Raw genomic sequence first — 15695 nt, 5'->3', positions numbered from 1 at the left:
CTTAATTGAACTTTTGCATGAGAAGAGTTGTAGTCACTGGTATTGGTGCTTTGACGCCTATTGGTAACAACAAGGATGCCTTTCTGTCCGGGATTAAAAGCGGTATCAGTGGGGCCGGACCCATTACTCGTTTTGATGCAAGTTTATTCAAAACCCGCTTTGCCTGCGAGTTAAAAGGTTTTAATCCGGAAGATTTTCTTGACAAAAAGGAGGCTCGGAAATTAGATCCATTTGCACAGTATGCTTTGGTAGTTGCGGAGGAGTGTATCAAAGACTCTAATATCGATCTGGAGTCGGTGAACCGTATGAAGTTTGGGGTAATTTGGGGATCCGGAATTGGTGGGTTCTACACTTTGGAAACCGATCTTTCTGAAGCGGCCCTCCATACAGGCGCTCCGAGGTACAGTCCGTTTCTGATTCCAAAATTAATTTCTGACATTGCTCCCGGACATATTTCCATCAAATATGGATTGATGGGTGTGAATTATGGGACTGTTTCTGCATGTGCCAGTTCCAGTCATGCGATTTCCAATGCTTTTGATTTTATTCGGCACGGGAAGGCAAATATTATATTGGCAGGTGGCTCGGAAGCAGCCATAACCAGGGCGGGAGTAGGTGGATTTAGCTCCATGAAAGCCCTTTCTGAAAGAAATGATGATTATGCAACTGCCTCCCGACCTTATGACAAGGAGCGGGACGGATTTGTGCTGGGAGAAGGTGCAGGGGCGTTGTTGCTGGAAGAATATGAACATGCAATGGCCCGAGGGGCAAAAATTTATGCTGAGTTGTGTGGGACTGGATTGACCGCTGATGCGTATCACATTACGGCTCCTCATCCTGACGGAATCGGAGCCAAGGCGGCCATGGAGTTGGCATTAGAAGAGGCAGGCATGAAGCCATCGGATATAGATTACATCAATACACACGGAACTTCTACCCCTTTGGGAGACATAGCAGAGGTTAAAGCAATTCAACAGGTTTTTGGAGATCAAGCCTATGAGCTGAATATTAGTTCGACCAAATCAATGACCGGTCACTTGCTTGGTGCTGCGGGTGCGGTGGAATGTATTGCCGGAATACTTGCCATGAACCATCACTTCATCCCTCCTACGATCAATCACTTTACAGATGATCCGGATTTGGATCCTAGGCTCAATTTTACCTTTAACCACGCACAGCAAAAAACCATTAATGCGTTTTTAAGCAATACTTTTGGATTTGGAGGACATAACAGTTCAGTGATATTTAAAAGATGCTAGGTTTTTTATTTAGGTTTTTTAAAAGGGCAAACCACAAGTATTTTTCAAAAGACAAGTTTTTCGTCGAAAGACTCAGGACGGTGTTAGGTTTTACGCCATCGAATATTTATCTCTTCAAGCTGGCATTTTATCACAAGTCCACCCTCAACAATCAGAACAACGAGAAATTGGAATTGTATCAGTCAAACGAGCGACTGGAATTTCTGGGAGACGCTTTGTTGAGTTTTGTGGTTGGGGAATATCTGTTCAATAAGTATCCAAGCGCCAACGAGGGCTTTCTAACCAAGATGCGTTCCAAAATTGTCAAAAGAAAAACATTAAATGATCTTGCTGAACAAATGGGATTGGATCGGTTGATGATGGAATTCAATCAGACTGCCATCTCGCAGTCAATGTTGGGAAATGCATTGGAGGCCTTGATTGGAGCCATTTATTTGGAACGGGGTTTTGATTTTACCAAGAAGTACATACTTAAAAAGATTTTAAGAAAGTATATAAATATTTCTCAACTGGAGACTTATGATGACAATTTCAAAAGCCAACTGTTGGAATGGTGTCAAAAAAATACCAAGGAAATTGATTTCAGGGTGATCAGTAAATACAAGACTGATAAGCGCGATAGATTCAAAGTAGGTGTTTTCGTCGATGGGGTGGAAATAGCATCTGCCGAAGATTACAATAAGAAAAGTGCCGAACAAATTGCCTCAGAAATTGCACTTTCGCAACTCAATATTTAAACTTATTTAGTTTTTCATGAACTACCCGATCTTCAAAGCAGGGCGGCTTCCTTCGGTCCGATCAAAAAGGATAGCCGAAGGATTGCAGTTGCTGGAAGACTGGATTATTCAATTGCTAAGACAGGGATTCGAGGTGCTCCAAAAAGATGAAACCAGGATACAGGAGATGGCTACCCGTGCGGTTGACTGCGGCATGCCTGCGATTGGACGGAGGTTGCGCACATTGCCTGATAAAATTAAGTCCGGAACAGATTGGGTTGATGATTTGATGAATGAAATAGGAGCGATCTATTTATTTCTGCAAATGGTCAAAGCAAAAGAGAAGCAAGAGTTGGTGCATGAAGAAGATCTGCTCGCATTTATGGGTGTGCACATCAAAAAATCTGACCTTATTAAGGAGACAGTTCCCATAGAAGATGAATGGATTTATTTAGGGACACGCAGGGAAAAGGAAGAAAATATTTTAATAAACCGTCATTGGTTTTATGGTCGTAACCATTCCAAATTTGGTCTTTATATAGAGTTTCAGGTAAATCGGTTTGTAAAGTTAAGAAATTTTGATTTTGGAAAAATGTATCATGGATATGTACATTTTTATCCTTCTGCATTGCCTATTAGAATGCATGATGTTCCTGATCAGCATAGAATTATTCCCGGGCAGATTTCATGGAAAGCTCACAATGTAACAGAATATTTGGATCTGTTGTCAAAGGCTATTTTACTCCATCCATTCATCAGGCAAATGCCGGCATTAATCAAGGATGCCAAAGTGATTAAAATTGATGCCAGATGGTATCTGGTAGGGGCAGATGGAGTTTCAATCGAATTAAATATTTTGGAAGAAAAAGTTTGGAAATTAATGTCTTACCTCATGGATGATTCGACTGTTGTAGTGGGTGAATATGAGGATAGAAAAATTATTCCGATTGCAGTTTACACTCATGGGTACATTAGAAATATTTAATAAAAATTATCGAATGTTTTTATCAAATTATTTTACGTTTATTCTTTAAAAATATATTGCCCATAAAAAAGGTTATAATAATTAAAAATTATAAACTCGATAGGTGCTAAAAAGTATTAATATTATTTCTTGCGCTCATTAATTGAAAGACGCATTGGAATCAGCAAATCAAGTACTAATAAAGCATAGTATTTTCCAATACTTTCTGCTGAATTAAATTAATTCCATCGTGCCTTTAAAGCTGCATAAATTGTCATCATGATCAAAAGTCCATAAAATGAATATAAGATAAGACTAGCTGTCTTCTGATGATGAACCTTATGGAAGTAGAAAACCAAGGCAGACACAAGTCCACAGAAAATGGTTATCGAGCCAAATGTCAGTTTTGTATTCAGGCTCGCATCTTTAGATCCTGTAGGCATTTGGAATAAATTAAAACAGTTATAAAGGAGTAAGGCTGTTATTCCGAGTAAACCATAGAATAAGAATTTAAACATCTCGATATCTTTTTAAATCAATGCATTCACAAGAACCTCTACAAACCTAATCATAATTACTCCACCGAGATTATCTTTTAATTGCAGAGTTGAGTATTTAATCAATATGAATGTTTAAATTTATACTTAAAACCATAAGTACCAAAGCAAGTCATGTTAATCAGACGTTCATTGCCAGCCGTTCCAAATAAACAAATTATCGGGATAGCTGTTAGTCCTCCGATTTCAATAGAAAAAATTAATACGTGGATTCACTTACCCAAATGATATTGGGAGCTGCCTGCGGTGAGGCAGTTCTTGGAAAAAAAATTGGAAATAAAGCTTTGATATGGGGAGCTTTTGCCGGAACGATCCCGGATCTGGATGTGATGTCTAATTTTTTTATGGGTGATTTGGATGCCCTTGCCTTTCATCGCGGGCCGATGCACTCTTTACTGTTTGCCTTCGTCATGCCATTTCCACTGGCCTGGCTGGTATTAAAATTTTACGGCTCAGGGATCTACAATCGAAAGGAATATCGGATGGTAGGTTTTATCACCAGTACTTTATTTTTTGTACTCATGGCAGGGATATTGAGCTTTTTACTCATCTTCCTGATTGGATCTAAAGGATATTTTCTCCCGGTTTTATTGTCCATTGGCCTGTATTTTCTTATCAAAGAACTCTATAAAGAGTATCTGAGAAAAGACCAGGAACACCCGCAGGTATCTTATAAAGAATGGGCATGGTTGTTTTTTTATGCAATCATTACGCATCCGATTCTGGATGCTTTCACCACCTTTGGAACCAGATTGTTCTGGCCTTTTTCGGATGTAAGAGTTTCTCTTTCCAACATCTCCATTGTAGATCCTATATACACCATTCCTTTTCTTGCTACTGTAATAGCCTGTGGTTTTTATTCACGTACAGATCGCAGAAGACAAATTACCAACTGGATTGGGATTGGAGTAAGTTGTTCTTACATGATGGCCACCATGATGACCCGACAGCATGTGGATGGAGTCATGGAATCATCCTTGTTGAAACAAGGTATTGTGCCGGACCGTATGATGGCTACCCCCACCATTTTCAATAACATCCTTTGGTTTTCGATTGCTCAGAAGGACAGTAATTATTACTGTGGATATTATTCTTTATTGGATCGGGAAAGGAAAATTGATTCAATCAGGGTATTGCCCCAAAATCAATATTTGGTTAAAGAGTTTATGGATCAGAAAGAGTTGAAAATTCTGACCTGGTTTAGTGAACAGTACTACAATCTTATGGATTTGGGGAATGGCCAAATGCAATACAATGATTTGCGATACGGCACTTTAAGTTTTAAATTTGACGAGCCCAAAGATTTTATCTTTCATTTTAATTTAACAAAGGAGGGAGACCACTTAAAAGTATTGCCTGAACGAGAGAGGCCTAAACGTGACCCGGAGGAATTGCAAAAATTCTGGGAGCGAATAAAGGGAAACTGAAGGACGAAATAATTTAACTACGAAATTATTTTCTTTCAACCAAATCAAACTTGACAGCCTTCAAGCCAGGAAAAGAATCTACTCTTGAATACTGTTCTATTTTTAATCCATAATCACCCATTACCGGAAATACTGTATTCAATATCAGTGGGATTTCTGCAGTGCAAGTTCCCATGTTGCAAGTCCCATTTGGTTTTCCGGCAGCATCCAGCAATTCAAGAGATACTTCCTGGGTTTGGACCGATTTATCAGGATAAGAAGAGTGACACCTGACATAAATATTTTGGTATTTCAGTTGGTCATCATGTCGTACATACAAAATCAGGTCATAGGCTTTATGAGTATCCTGAATGGACCAGTTGTATTCAAGTGGTTGATTGTATGCCCAGATTTCTTTGGGAAATTTTATTTCTTTTGAATAGAATGGCCTTTTGCAGGACACGAAAGTTAAGATGCAAAAGGTCAAACAAAATAAGAAACGGGTCGTCGGTCTATGCATTGAAAAATTCTTTCATCCTGTCGAAAAAGCCTTTTTCTTCAGCGGAAGGATGCGGCTGAAAATTGTTCATGCCTCTCATTTTTTCCAACATGGCCTTTTCTTCATTGGTGACGCTCTTTGGAGTCCAAATATTTACATGGATCAAATGATCCCCCTTGTCATAAGATTGCACAGAAGGAATGCCAAGACCTTTCAGGCGGAAGATTTTTCCACTTTGAGTTCCGGGCGGTATTTTTATTTTGACCGGGTTTCCAAGCGTCGGTACTTCAAATTGATGTCCCAGAGCCGCATCTGCGAAGTTGATGTATAAGTCATAATGGATGTTCATGCCATCCCGTGAAAATAACTCGTGTGGTTTTTGTTCGATATTGATCAACAAATCTCCGGTCATGCCTCCATTGGCCCCGGCATTGCCTTTACCTCTTAAGGAGAGTTGCATGTTGTCCTCTACTCCGGCAGGAATTTGGATTTCTATTGTTTCTTCCCCCATTTCGACGCCACTACCACGACAACTTGTACAATTATTGGCAATTTGTTGTCCTGTACCATTGCACGTTGGGCAGGTGGTAGTAGTCTGCATCTGACCCAGGAAGGTATTTTTAATTTGACGGACATAACCGGATCCGTTGCAAGTGCCACAGGTTTTTACTGATTTGGCATCCTTGGCACCACTGCCATGACAGGTTTTACAGGTAACTTGTTTTTTGACTTTTATTTTTTTAGTGACACCGGTGGCAATTTCTTCCAGTGTCATACTGACCTTGATGCGCAGATTACTACCTTTTTGGCCGCCGGATCTACCGCCCCTGCCTCCGCCGCGACCGCCGAAAAAGGCATCAAATGGACTGCCCCCATCCCCAAAGATATCTCCGAAATTTTCAAAAATATCTTCCATGGTCATGCCTCCATGCCCATTGAAACCGCCACCTGCCTGGGGATCTACGCCCGCATGTCCATAACGGTCATATCTGGCCTTTTTGTCCGGATTGCTTAAAATTTCATAAGCCTCTGCGGCCTCCTTGAATTTATCTTCCGATGCTTTATCACCCGGATTGCGGTCAGGATGATGTTGCATCGCCATTTTCCGATAAGCTTTTTTGATGGTATCTTCGTCCGCATTTTTGGAAACACCCAATACCTCGTAAAAATCTCTTTTTGCCATATGGTCTCTTTCGGTTAATTCTTAATTTGGATTTTGGGAATTATTTCCCTACGACCACTTTTGCAAACCTGATAATTTTATCATGCATGTAATAGCCTTTTTCAACGGTATCTACAATTTTACCTTTCATTTCTTCAGAAGGTGCAGGAATTTCTGTAATGGCTTCATGAATGTTTGGATCAAAAGGCAATCCATTGGATTGCATGGCCTCCACGCCTGAATTTTTCATGATGCCAATTAATTTGTGATGCATCAGTTTCATGCCTTCAGGAAAAATTAAATCATTTTTTTGTTCCTCTGCCAATTTTTGCGCTCGGTCAAAGTCGTCCAAAACAGGAAGAATTATCTGCACGAAATCCTGCGCTGCAGTCTTAATTAATTCGATGCGCTCTCTGGTAGTACGTTTTTTATAATTATCAAATTCAGCAAACAGCCTGAGGTATTTGTCTTTTTGCTCAGCCAGTTCTGTTTCAAGTTTTTCCTGTGAATCTGTTTTGTTTTCTGTATTTTGAGGTTGAGATTCCGGAGTGCTAGGCGAGTCTATATGCTCGATCTCAATTTCATTTCCTGACATTTTATGCTCTTCTGAACTCATAATTCTTAATTGTTTAACGAATATTTATCTGCTCAATATACTTGCCATTTTGGTTTTTCGGTCAAAATGTCAGTTTATCGGTCTGTCTTTTGCCAGGTAGTCGTCCAGTTCCTTGATATCCGGGTCAGAAAGTATAATTTTTCCGTTAGGGCCTATCAGGAATTTGGTCGGAATTTGTTTAATTCCGAATAAAGTAGCCATAGGGCTTTTCAACATTTGCGTTTCGATGATGTGATCCGGCCATACGAGACCATCTTTTGCCATGGCGTTTAAAGCAGATTCCCGATCTTTTTCCAATGCGATGCTTAAGAATTTAATCCCGGAGGCAGATTTGAAATTCCGGTCCTTGTATTTGTCATACATCATGGCGAGTATAGGATTTTCACGTCGACAAGGTGCGCACCAGCTACCCCAGAAATCTATTAAAAGGTAGTACCCCTGATAATCTTTTAGACTTAAATTTTTACCGTTTACATCCTGAGCGGTAAAAGTTGGGGAATCTTCACCAAACACCAGCATCGGTTTGAAGTAAAAATACCTGACCAATACAAAAGTTGTAACCATTGCAAGTCCAATCAGAAAGTTTTTAAACATGCTTTTAACATTGATATACAGAGTTAATGGTTTTGATTCCAAAAAGTTGACACCCGGGATGTTTGGGCTTTAAGTCTAATGAACTACTTTTGGAAAAAATTACAGCTCAGGCTGAATTATGAAAAAAACAATCATTCCCGGGACTCTTCCCACTTCGGATCTGCACCAATTTCTCCTTGGTTCTGTGGCGCCACGACCCATCGCATTTGTAAGTACTGTAGATGCAGAAGGCAGGACCAATTTGGCACCCTACAGCTTTTTTAATGCCTTCAGCAGCAATCCTCCAATTCTGGTTTTTTCATCCAACCGCAGGGTGGAGGGCAATACGACAAAAGACACCTTGCACAACATTATGGCCAGTAAGGAATGTGTGGTCAATGTGGTGAATTATGAAATTGTCCGACAGATGATGGTCTGCAGTGTGGATTTTCCACATGAAATCAGTGAGTTTGAGCAATCGGGATTGACTCAGGAAAAAGCCAGTCAGGTGCAAGCCCCGATGGTTCTCGAATCACCGGTAAACATGGAATGCGTAGTCCAGGAAATCATTCCATTGGGAGATCAGGGTGGTGCAGGTCATTTGATCGTCTGCAAGGTGGTATGCATGCATATCAAAGAATCCGTACTCGATGAGAATGGCCGAATTGATCCACATAAGATAGATCTGATGGGAAGAATGGGGAGAGCATTTTATGTCAGGGCAAGTGGAAATGCTGTCATGGCAATGCCCCAGACACAGCATTTGCCTATAGTAGGATATCCAAACCTACCGGAGCATGTAAAATCAAGTAAAATTCTTACTGCCAATGATATTGGAATACTTTCCGGATTAAAATTGTGGCCGGATAAAACTCATTCGTTGGAATTGCTCCAAGAAGAGAAGGCCTACCAGATGATGGTTGATATGAAGGGAGACACAAATGCCCATCATCAATTGGCCCGAAAATATTTTGAAGAAGGAAATATTGAAAAAGCATGCGCTGTCCTGGTAGTTTGTTAGTTTTGTTGAGGTATTTAAATTTTAATTAAATTGGCAAAATATCCTGACTCTTTCCAGTTGATTTTAAAAAACGTCTCCAGACACATCAGCCTTAATGAAACAGAAACTGAGCGTTTTTTTTCCATTCTCAGTGTTAAAAAATACAAGAACAAACAACTGATTTTATCAGAAGGGGAAATCTGTTACAACACCTGGTTTGTTACCAAAGGGTGTCTAAGAGGATTTACGACTGATCAAAATGGTTTTGAACATGTACTCAGTTTTGCACCTGTGGACTGGTGGATTGGAGATATTTATAGTTTGATCTCGCAAAAGCCCGGAACACTGAATGTTGAAACATTGGAAGTTTCAGAAGCGATTCTTCTTCACAGAGATCAGCAGGAACAATTGTATGCTGATGTTCCAAAGTTTGAACGTTTTTTTAGAATCATCATTGAAAAATCTTTGGTGCACAATCAACAAAGACTGATTGAAAATTTAAGTCTTTCTGCTGAGGAGCGCTATGAAAAATTCTGCCTTCGATATCCACAATTGGTTAACTATCTACCTCAAAAACAAATTGCTTCTTACATTGGCGTGACACCTGAGTTTTTCAGCAAAATGAAAAGTAAATTTTATAAGAAGTAATATTTAGAAAAAATTGGACATTGAGAATTCTCCTTGATCTTTACAAACTTAAAACACTGAACAGCGGACTGGGACAGTTCTCTAAAAACTTTGCAGAGACCGCCATGAGACTTGCGCCTGCAGAATTTCAATTTAATTTTTTATTACCTCGTGGAACAAACTTTGATGCGCAACAAAATCCCGTAATAAGGGCTCATTTTATTAGAAGATATTTTTCTCAATTCAATCCTGATTACGATCTGTGGCACAGTCTCCAGCAATATCCTTCCTATTTTCCAAATTATAGAACCAAACAGCTTTTGACCATTCACGATCTGAACTTTTTAGTTGAAAAGTCTAGTAAAAAGCAGGAAAAGTATTTGGAGCTTTTGAAGCGTAACATTGATAAAGCTACCGCCATAAATTGTATTTCAGAGTACACTGCATCCGTTCTGAAATCCAATATCAACATAGATGGAAAACCAATGCGAATCATTTATTGCGGGAGTAAGTTGCATGAGTTTCCTGAGTTTGAGCCGAATTTTCCGTGGCTTCAAAAGAAATATTTTTTTAGTGTTGGAATTTTTAATGACAAGAAAAATTTTGAAGTATTAATTCCGGTGATGAAATATTTTGATGACCATATGCTTGTCCTTGCAGGTAATCATCAAACACCTTATGGAGATAAAGTCAAAGGACTAATTGATAAATATCAGCTTCAGGATCGGATTGTGCTCACCGGACAAATAAGGGAAGAAGAAAAGTATTGGCTTTATGCGCACACAGAGGCTTTGTTGTTTCCATCACTGGCAGAAGGATTTGGATTGCCGGTGATTGAAGCCATGAGTCAGGGGAAACCTACCTTTTTAAGCACACAGACATCATTGCCGGAGATAGGTGGAGATTTGGCCTATTATTTTGAATCTTTTGAAGAGGAAGCAATGGCTCAACTGATCAAAGAAAAGCTGAACGAATTTTATAAAAATGAGGAAGAATTGAAAATAAAATTGAAATCGCGTGCCGCATTTTTTAGTTGGGACAATTGCCTGAATTCTTATCTGGATTATTACAAGGAAATTATTTCCTCCTAATTTAATTTTATCATCTTGTTATCACAATTTTAGAAACCGCTCCTTCACTGGTTTCAAAATCCTGAGTGCTGTTTGCAAATACTAAATAGGTTCCCGAACTAACAGGTTTGCCCAGATAATCTTTTCCATACCAAATGGCAGTTCCTCCATTGGCGATGGTTTCAAAAACAAGACGACCGCTGATGTCCGTTATTTTCACCCGTGCATCGCGTGCAAGTCCTGAGATGGCCACAGGACCTGAATAATCAGCCCGAACAGGATTGGGATAAACCAGAATATCAGTAGTAAAAACATCTTTTGCAAATGTAGCTTCAGAGCGATAGACCTGAATTCCTCGTTCAGTTCCAATCCATACATCTCCATTTTTCTGATTGATGGCGATGTCAAAAATAGCGTTGCTCATCAATGGACTATTTTCGGTATTGAAAATGTATACTTGTTCATCACCTGCAGAAGATTGCACATACAAACCATTTCTGGTCCCTATCCACTTTCGGTTAGCCCCGTCTATTGCAATACTGAGAATGTCTTCGGTTTCCAATAAATATCCAATAATGCCATCCTGGTCAACTTTTCTTCTGGAGCCTTTACAATTTCCTTCAAAAATAGAAGCACCACATTCAAATATTACCGGTCCCTGGTTGGTGCCCACCCAAACATCTCCATCGAGGTCTACCTCAATTGTATTAATAAGATTGGAAGTAAGCGAACTGTTGGAAGTATTCAGGATAATACTGCGGTCATCTCCGGTATTATCCGGATCGCCTTCATCAAAAACCATTACACCCGATTCTCTTCTTGGGATGATCCACTTATAACCGTTTTTGTCAACCGTAACACCAATGATTTCAGTGCTGAATCCAGGGAGGTCATACGCTTGCCAATTTCCTTCCTTAGATAAAGAAACCAATGGCTTCTTAGCCAGAAAATCGCAAGCCCATAAGGACTTGTCTTTTGGGCTGATGGCAATGCTGCTAACCCTTACTCTGGTCTCGTCTCCTTCTGCCACTCCAAGTGCAGAATTGGTTTGATCGAAAAGTGTATACTCTTTCTTAGCGCGATCATATTGCAAGATACCCCGATGATAACTTGCAAAATATATTTTTGAACCATCGGCTGTCTCTGCAACGTCCACAATGTCTCTTATATCTTTTTCATTAAAAAGCGGCAAATTTGTTCCATTGATTACATCCCATTTTTTATCTTTATAAGTATAGATTCCGGTTGTCTTAAAACGATATTCAAATCGATTGACAATGGATCCACTTGCGATGTATATCCCATCCGAACCACTGTAAATTTTTTGATAATCCTCATTGAAGGGTCCGCTGATGTAAATGGCTTCACAGGGCGAATTAAAATTATTCATATAACGGAATCCCCAACGGCTGTCAGCAAACCAAATCCTGCCATTTTCTTCCTCCTCTATGCCTAGATTCATGTATCCGCATTCCCCGGTATATTCCATCCAACCTGATGATTGCTGATAATATGCAATTTTTCCGTTGCAATTGGCATTGCATTTTAGATTTAAAATTAAGTGCTTTGTTCCTGCTTTCACTAATTGAGGAGAATATCCCGGACTGGAGAATGTCGAAATAAATTGTTGGTCAGGGGTTACAAATAATCCGTTGGCATTGGTCACATAAAGTTGGTTGTCCCAAATGGCAAGAGAAGTATATTCTGCTGAAGGATTTAATCCCACATTTTGGTCGAGTAATTCCCAGCTTCCGAAATCCTGTACCAGCAGATTTTTTTTCAAATCAAATTTGTACAACCCTTTTGCAGTTGCGCTGTACAGTGCATCTTTATACTTTAGGGTATGGTTGATTTTAAGATTGGGGGTGAAAGCAGTATAGGCAATGGAGCCATTGTTCAGATTCAGATAGCTTATGCCATAATCTGCATTGATAAAAACGTGCTGCGCATCTCCACCGGTAATGGAGCGAATTGTTTTATTGATGGGAACGTTGTTGTAAATTTTGATATCCGGAACTGCCGACACTCCCTCTTCTCTTACCAGATCAATCAGGCCATCAGAATAGGCAATGACGAGGGTTTTGGTTTCCTGGTGAAAATAAATACAATTGATCTGACTTCCTGATAAGCCTTCTGTGCGGGTAATTTTTTTTGGGCTGAAGTCTGATTTATCAATTTGCAAAAGTGAGAATGCAGTAGCATAATAAATGTAATCCTCGCTTTGCGTAATTTGAAGTCCATTGTTGTAGGGAAGGTGAGTGGTCCACTGTCCTATAAATAATTCGGATTGTGTCCAGGAAATGAAGGGAATAAAAATGATCAGGAGAAAAGGCTTCAGCATACGGATGGCATTTAACAGCTAGGTATAAACGCAATTTGGATGTAAAAAGTCTAAGCCTGAGTAATTATTATCTCAGGCTTAGACATAAGATGATTCATCCGAAAATTAATTCAGTTGTTCCGGTTGGTCCGGTTTTATTTTTTTGGACGCTTCTTCCACATCTTTAGTGGCCTTTGTGAGCGCATCAATCTGAGATTTGCGGTCAGATTCTCGATGCAAAGCAACGCCGGTCGATTTTCCATTAAAAGTAAAACCTTTGGCGTCCGTATCCAGCGTTATGCTTTCATCCTTGGCAAGATCGTTGGAAAGTAAGAGTTTTGCCAATTCATTGACCACTTCTTTCTGAATGACCCTTTTAAGCGGTCTGGCGCCAAACTGAGGATCGAATCCCAGATCTGCAAGCAGATTCAGAGCATTGTCCTTGATGATCAATTCTACGCCCTGTTCTTTAAGATTGCGGATGAGGCTCTTCAATTGAAGACCTGCAATTTTCTTAATTTCTTCCTTGGTAAGAGGAAGGAACATTATTTTATCATCTATCCTGTTTAGGAATTCAGGCCTTACACTGGATTTTAATTTTTCGAAAACTTCTAATCTCGTTGTCTCAATAATTTCTGTGCGGTGTTTATCACCTACCGCTTCCAGATCCTCGAAATTCTCCAGAATGATTTCCGAACCAACGTTGGAGGTCATGATAATGATGGTGTTTTTAAAATTTGCGATGCGACCTTTATTATCGGTCAATCGCCCGTCATCCAATACCTGAAGCAGGATGTTGAAGGTGTCAGGATGTGCTTTCTCAATTTCATCCAGAAGGACAATTGAATAAGGTTTTGTGCGGACTGCTTCTGTGAGTTGTCCACCCTCATCATATCCCACATATCCGGGAGGTGCTCCTACCAGTTTAGAGACCGCGTGGGATTCCATGTATTCACTCATGTCGATTCGGGTCATGGCCTTCTCATCATCGAACAGCACCTCTGCCAATGCTTTTGCAAGTTCAGTTTTACCTACACCGGTTGGACCCAGGAAGATAAACGAACCAATGGGCCTGTTGGGATCTTGAAGACCTGCGCGGCTTCTTCTAACAGCATCGGAGACTGCACGAACTGCTTCCGCCTGACCGATCACCCGCTTACCTAATTCAGTTTCCAAATCAAGCAGTTTTTCACGTTCCGATTGCAGCATTTTTTGGAGTGGGATTCCGGTCCATTTGCTTACTACTCCGGCAATGTCATTTGCGGTGACGGTATCAGATGTAAAACGGCTGCCTTCCGGCAAAATTTTTAATTTTTCTTCTGCCGCTTTCAACAAGAGATCTTGTTCTTTCAGGTCTCCATATTTTAATTTGGCTACCAATCCAAAATCAGATTCACGTTCTGCTTTTTCTGCGGCAATATTTATTTCATCAATTTTTTTCTTGATGACCTGGATTTCATCGACAATTTCTTTTTCGGCCTGCCAGCTTGCTTTTAGGGAAGCCAATTTTTCTTTGGCGTTCGCCAATTGTTCTTCGATGAATTTTATTTTGACGTTTTCTTTTTCTCTTTTGACTCCTTCGCGCTCAATTTCCAGTTGTCTCACTTTGCGATCCATTTCATCCACTTCTTCAGGGACACTGTCCAGTTCAAGACGCAATTTGGCACAGGCTTCATCGATCAGGTCAATGGCTTTATCAGGCAACTGACGGTCTGATATGTACCGGTGTGATAATTCAGCTGCAGCGACCAGCGCTTCATCCAGGATTGCAATCTTGTGGTAGACTTCATATTTGTCCTGCACACCTCTCAGGATGGAGATGGTATCTTCAACAGATGGTTCATCAATAATTACCGGCTGAAATCTTCTTACCAGGGCCTTGTCATTTTCAAAATATTTTTGATATTCATCGAGGGTCGTGGCACCTATGGTATGTAACTCACCCCTTGCAAGAGCAGGTTTTAGAATGTTGGCCGCATCAATGGAGCCGCTGCCACCCCCGGCACCAATGAGCGAGTGAATCTCATCGATGAAGAGAATTATTTTTCCATTGGATTCATTGACCTCTTTAACAACGGCTTTCAATCTTTCTTCAAATTCACCCTTGTATTTTGCACCGGCAATCAAGGCGGCCAGATCGAGTGTAAATATTTTTTTCTCTTTAAGATTTTCAGGCACATCATTCTTGACAATTCGCCAGGCAATACCTTCTACGATGGCTGTTTTACCAACGCCGGCTTCACCGATAAGAATGGGGTTGTTCTTTTTTCTGCGGGAAAGAATATGCAGAATTCTTCTGATCTCTTCATCTCTGCCGATGATGGGATCCAGCTTTCCACTTTCTGCCGCTGCATTTAGATTTACGGCAAATTTATTGAGGGCATTGTATTGTTCGTCCCCACTTGCTTCACTTACTTTTTTTCCCTTGCGCAATTCGACGATGGCCTGCTTCAGGCTCTCGTAATTGACGTTGTTTGCCTTAAGAATTTTAGAGACGCTGTCATTGCCTTTTAAAAAAGCCAACATAATTAACTCCAATGAAATAAACTCGTCGCCAAACTCGGTCATTATTTTTTTGGCATTGATCAAGACCTGGTTGGCCTCATTGGAGAGGTATTGTTTGTCTGCACCGGAGATTTTTGGTAGTTTTCTGATTTCTGCATCCAACTCAGATTTAATTTTTGGGAGTTTGGCGCTCATTTTTTGGAAGAGAAAATCACACAGGGATTCATCTACTTCGATCACACCTTTACAGAGGTGCAGGGAGTCCACCACTTGCTGATCCAGGTTTTGAGCTATTTGTTGAGCTCTTAGAATAGCATCTTGAGATTTGATGGTAAAATTTTCGTATGTCATTAATCAGATTTTAGATAAGCGCATCAAAAAATTATCCAAACTTACTTTTCGGAAAATTTGGCAGTGAATC

Annotated in this window: 14 protein-coding genes; 7 read left to right on the top strand and 7 right to left on the bottom strand. The window is 40.2% G+C overall.

Going from position 1 to position 15695, the window contains the following annotated elements; all coding sequences use genetic code 11:
* Positions 1 to 17 precede the first annotated feature (17 nt).
* The 3 genes from fabF to IPJ53_16710 are packed head-to-tail and all read left to right on the top strand — an operon-like array spanning position 18 to position 2960.
* Positions 18 to 1259: a beta-ketoacyl-ACP synthase II gene (fabF, locus tag IPJ53_16720; protein ID MBK7800745.1), complete on the top strand. Its 1242-nt coding sequence runs from the start codon at positions 18 to 20 to the stop codon at positions 1257 to 1259.
* Positions 1253 to 1996 carry a ribonuclease III gene (gene rnc, locus IPJ53_16715; protein ID MBK7800744.1) on the top strand — a complete coding sequence of 248 codons (744 nt, stop codon included), beginning with the start codon at positions 1253 to 1255 and terminating at the stop codon, positions 1994 to 1996. The genes fabF and rnc overlap by 7 nt, the downstream gene beginning before the upstream one ends.
* 16 nt (positions 1997 to 2012) lie before the next feature.
* A complete protein-coding gene (locus IPJ53_16710; GenBank protein ID MBK7800743.1) occupies positions 2013 to 2960 on the top strand; it encodes a hypothetical protein in 948 nt (315 codons plus the stop codon).
* A gap of 218 nt (positions 2961 to 3178) precedes the next feature.
* On the opposite strand, the gene IPJ53_16705 is transcribed toward IPJ53_16710, so the two are convergent.
* A complete protein-coding gene (locus IPJ53_16705; GenBank protein ID MBK7800742.1) occupies positions 3179 to 3457 on the bottom strand; it encodes a hypothetical protein in 279 nt (92 codons plus the stop codon).
* A gap of 245 nt (positions 3458 to 3702) precedes the next feature.
* Between IPJ53_16705 and IPJ53_16700 the strand changes: the two genes are divergently transcribed.
* Positions 3703 to 4923, top strand: coding sequence for a metal-dependent hydrolase (locus IPJ53_16700; protein MBK7800741.1), 1221 nt, complete (start codon positions 3703 to 3705; stop codon positions 4921 to 4923).
* A gap of 25 nt (positions 4924 to 4948) precedes the next feature.
* Here the strand turns inward: IPJ53_16700 and IPJ53_16695 are convergent, their stop codons facing one another.
* From IPJ53_16695 to IPJ53_16680, 4 genes are all read right to left on the bottom strand, one after another.
* Positions 4949 to 5365, bottom strand: coding sequence for a gliding motility lipoprotein GldH (locus IPJ53_16695; protein MBK7800740.1), 417 nt, complete (start codon positions 5363 to 5365; stop codon positions 4949 to 4951).
* 49 nt (positions 5366 to 5414) lie between these two features.
* Positions 5415 to 6584, bottom strand: a complete 1170-nt coding sequence (dnaJ, locus tag IPJ53_16690) for a molecular chaperone DnaJ (protein ID MBK7800739.1) — start codon at positions 6582 to 6584, stop codon at positions 5415 to 5417.
* Between the two features lie 40 nt (positions 6585 to 6624).
* On the bottom strand, positions 6625 to 7179 hold the full coding sequence (locus tag IPJ53_16685; protein ID MBK7800738.1) for a nucleotide exchange factor GrpE: 555 nt from the start codon (positions 7177 to 7179) through the stop codon (positions 6625 to 6627).
* 69 nt (positions 7180 to 7248) lie between these two features.
* The gene (locus IPJ53_16680) at positions 7249 to 7773 is read right to left on the bottom strand and encodes a TlpA family protein disulfide reductase (GenBank protein MBK7800737.1); all 525 of its coding nucleotides are present in this window, start codon (positions 7771 to 7773) and stop codon (positions 7249 to 7251) included.
* A 118-nt stretch (positions 7774 to 7891) separates the two neighbouring features.
* On the opposite strand from IPJ53_16680, the gene IPJ53_16675 reads away from it, so the two are divergent.
* The 3 genes from IPJ53_16675 to IPJ53_16665 are packed head-to-tail and all read left to right on the top strand — an operon-like array spanning position 7892 to position 10470.
* Positions 7892 to 8773 (top strand): flavin reductase family protein, encoded by an 882-nt coding sequence (locus IPJ53_16675; GenBank protein MBK7800736.1) that lies wholly within the window; start codon positions 7892 to 7894, stop codon positions 8771 to 8773.
* A 30-nt stretch (positions 8774 to 8803) separates the two neighbouring features.
* Complete coding sequence (locus IPJ53_16670) at positions 8804 to 9400, top strand: Crp/Fnr family transcriptional regulator (GenBank protein MBK7800735.1); 597 nt, start codon at positions 8804 to 8806, stop codon at positions 9398 to 9400.
* 20 nt (positions 9401 to 9420) lie between these two features.
* Entirely contained in the window at positions 9421 to 10470 is a 1050-nt protein-coding gene (locus tag IPJ53_16665; GenBank protein ID MBK7800734.1) for a glycosyltransferase family 4 protein, read from the top strand.
* A 10-nt stretch (positions 10471 to 10480) separates the two neighbouring features.
* Here the strand turns inward: IPJ53_16665 and IPJ53_16660 are convergent, their stop codons facing one another.
* A complete protein-coding gene (locus tag IPJ53_16660; protein MBK7800733.1) occupies positions 10481 to 12790 on the bottom strand; it encodes a hypothetical protein in 2310 nt (769 codons plus the stop codon).
* A 105-nt stretch (positions 12791 to 12895) separates the two neighbouring features.
* The gene (locus IPJ53_16655) at positions 12896 to 15625 is read right to left on the bottom strand and encodes an AAA family ATPase (protein ID MBK7800732.1); all 2730 of its coding nucleotides are present in this window, start codon (positions 15623 to 15625) and stop codon (positions 12896 to 12898) included.
* Between the last annotated feature and the right edge of the window lie 70 nt (positions 15626 to 15695).

This window comes from Candidatus Vicinibacter affinis (genome assembly GCA_016714365.1).
In the GTDB taxonomy this organism is placed as follows: Bacteria; Bacteroidota; Bacteroidia; order Chitinophagales; family Saprospiraceae; genus Vicinibacter; species Vicinibacter affinis.
Note: the sequence above shows the minus strand (reverse complement) of the source record. Positions and strands in the feature narration are given on the sequence as shown.

What these genes read in the sequence shown, in the direction of transcription:
- rnc (MBK7800744.1), top strand. Translation starts at nt 1,253, where the DNA reads ATGCTAGGTTTTTTATTTAGGTTTTTTAAAAGGGCAAACCACAAGTAT.
- IPJ53_16675 (MBK7800736.1), top strand. Translation starts at nt 7,892, where the DNA reads ATGAAAAAAACAATCATTCCCGGGACTCTTCCCACTTCGGATCTGCAC.
- IPJ53_16660 (MBK7800733.1), bottom strand. Translation starts at nt 12,790, where the DNA reads ATGCTGAAGCCTTTTCTCCTGATCATTTTTATTCCCTTCATTTCCTGG.
- IPJ53_16710 (MBK7800743.1), top strand. Translation starts at nt 2,013, where the DNA reads ATGAACTACCCGATCTTCAAAGCAGGGCGGCTTCCTTCGGTCCGATCA.
- IPJ53_16680 (MBK7800737.1), bottom strand. Translation starts at nt 7,773, where the DNA reads ATGTTTAAAAACTTTCTGATTGGACTTGCAATGGTTACAACTTTTGTA.
- IPJ53_16655 (MBK7800732.1), bottom strand. Translation starts at nt 15,625, where the DNA reads ATGACATACGAAAATTTTACCATCAAATCTCAAGATGCTATTCTAAGA.
- fabF (MBK7800745.1), top strand. Translation starts at nt 18, where the DNA reads ATGAGAAGAGTTGTAGTCACTGGTATTGGTGCTTTGACGCCTATTGGT.
- dnaJ (MBK7800739.1), bottom strand. Translation starts at nt 6,584, where the DNA reads ATGGCAAAAAGAGATTTTTACGAGGTATTGGGTGTTTCCAAAAATGCG.
- IPJ53_16685 (MBK7800738.1), bottom strand. Translation starts at nt 7,179, where the DNA reads ATGAGTTCAGAAGAGCATAAAATGTCAGGAAATGAAATTGAGATCGAG.
- IPJ53_16705 (MBK7800742.1), bottom strand. Translation starts at nt 3,457, where the DNA reads ATGTTTAAATTCTTATTCTATGGTTTACTCGGAATAACAGCCTTACTC.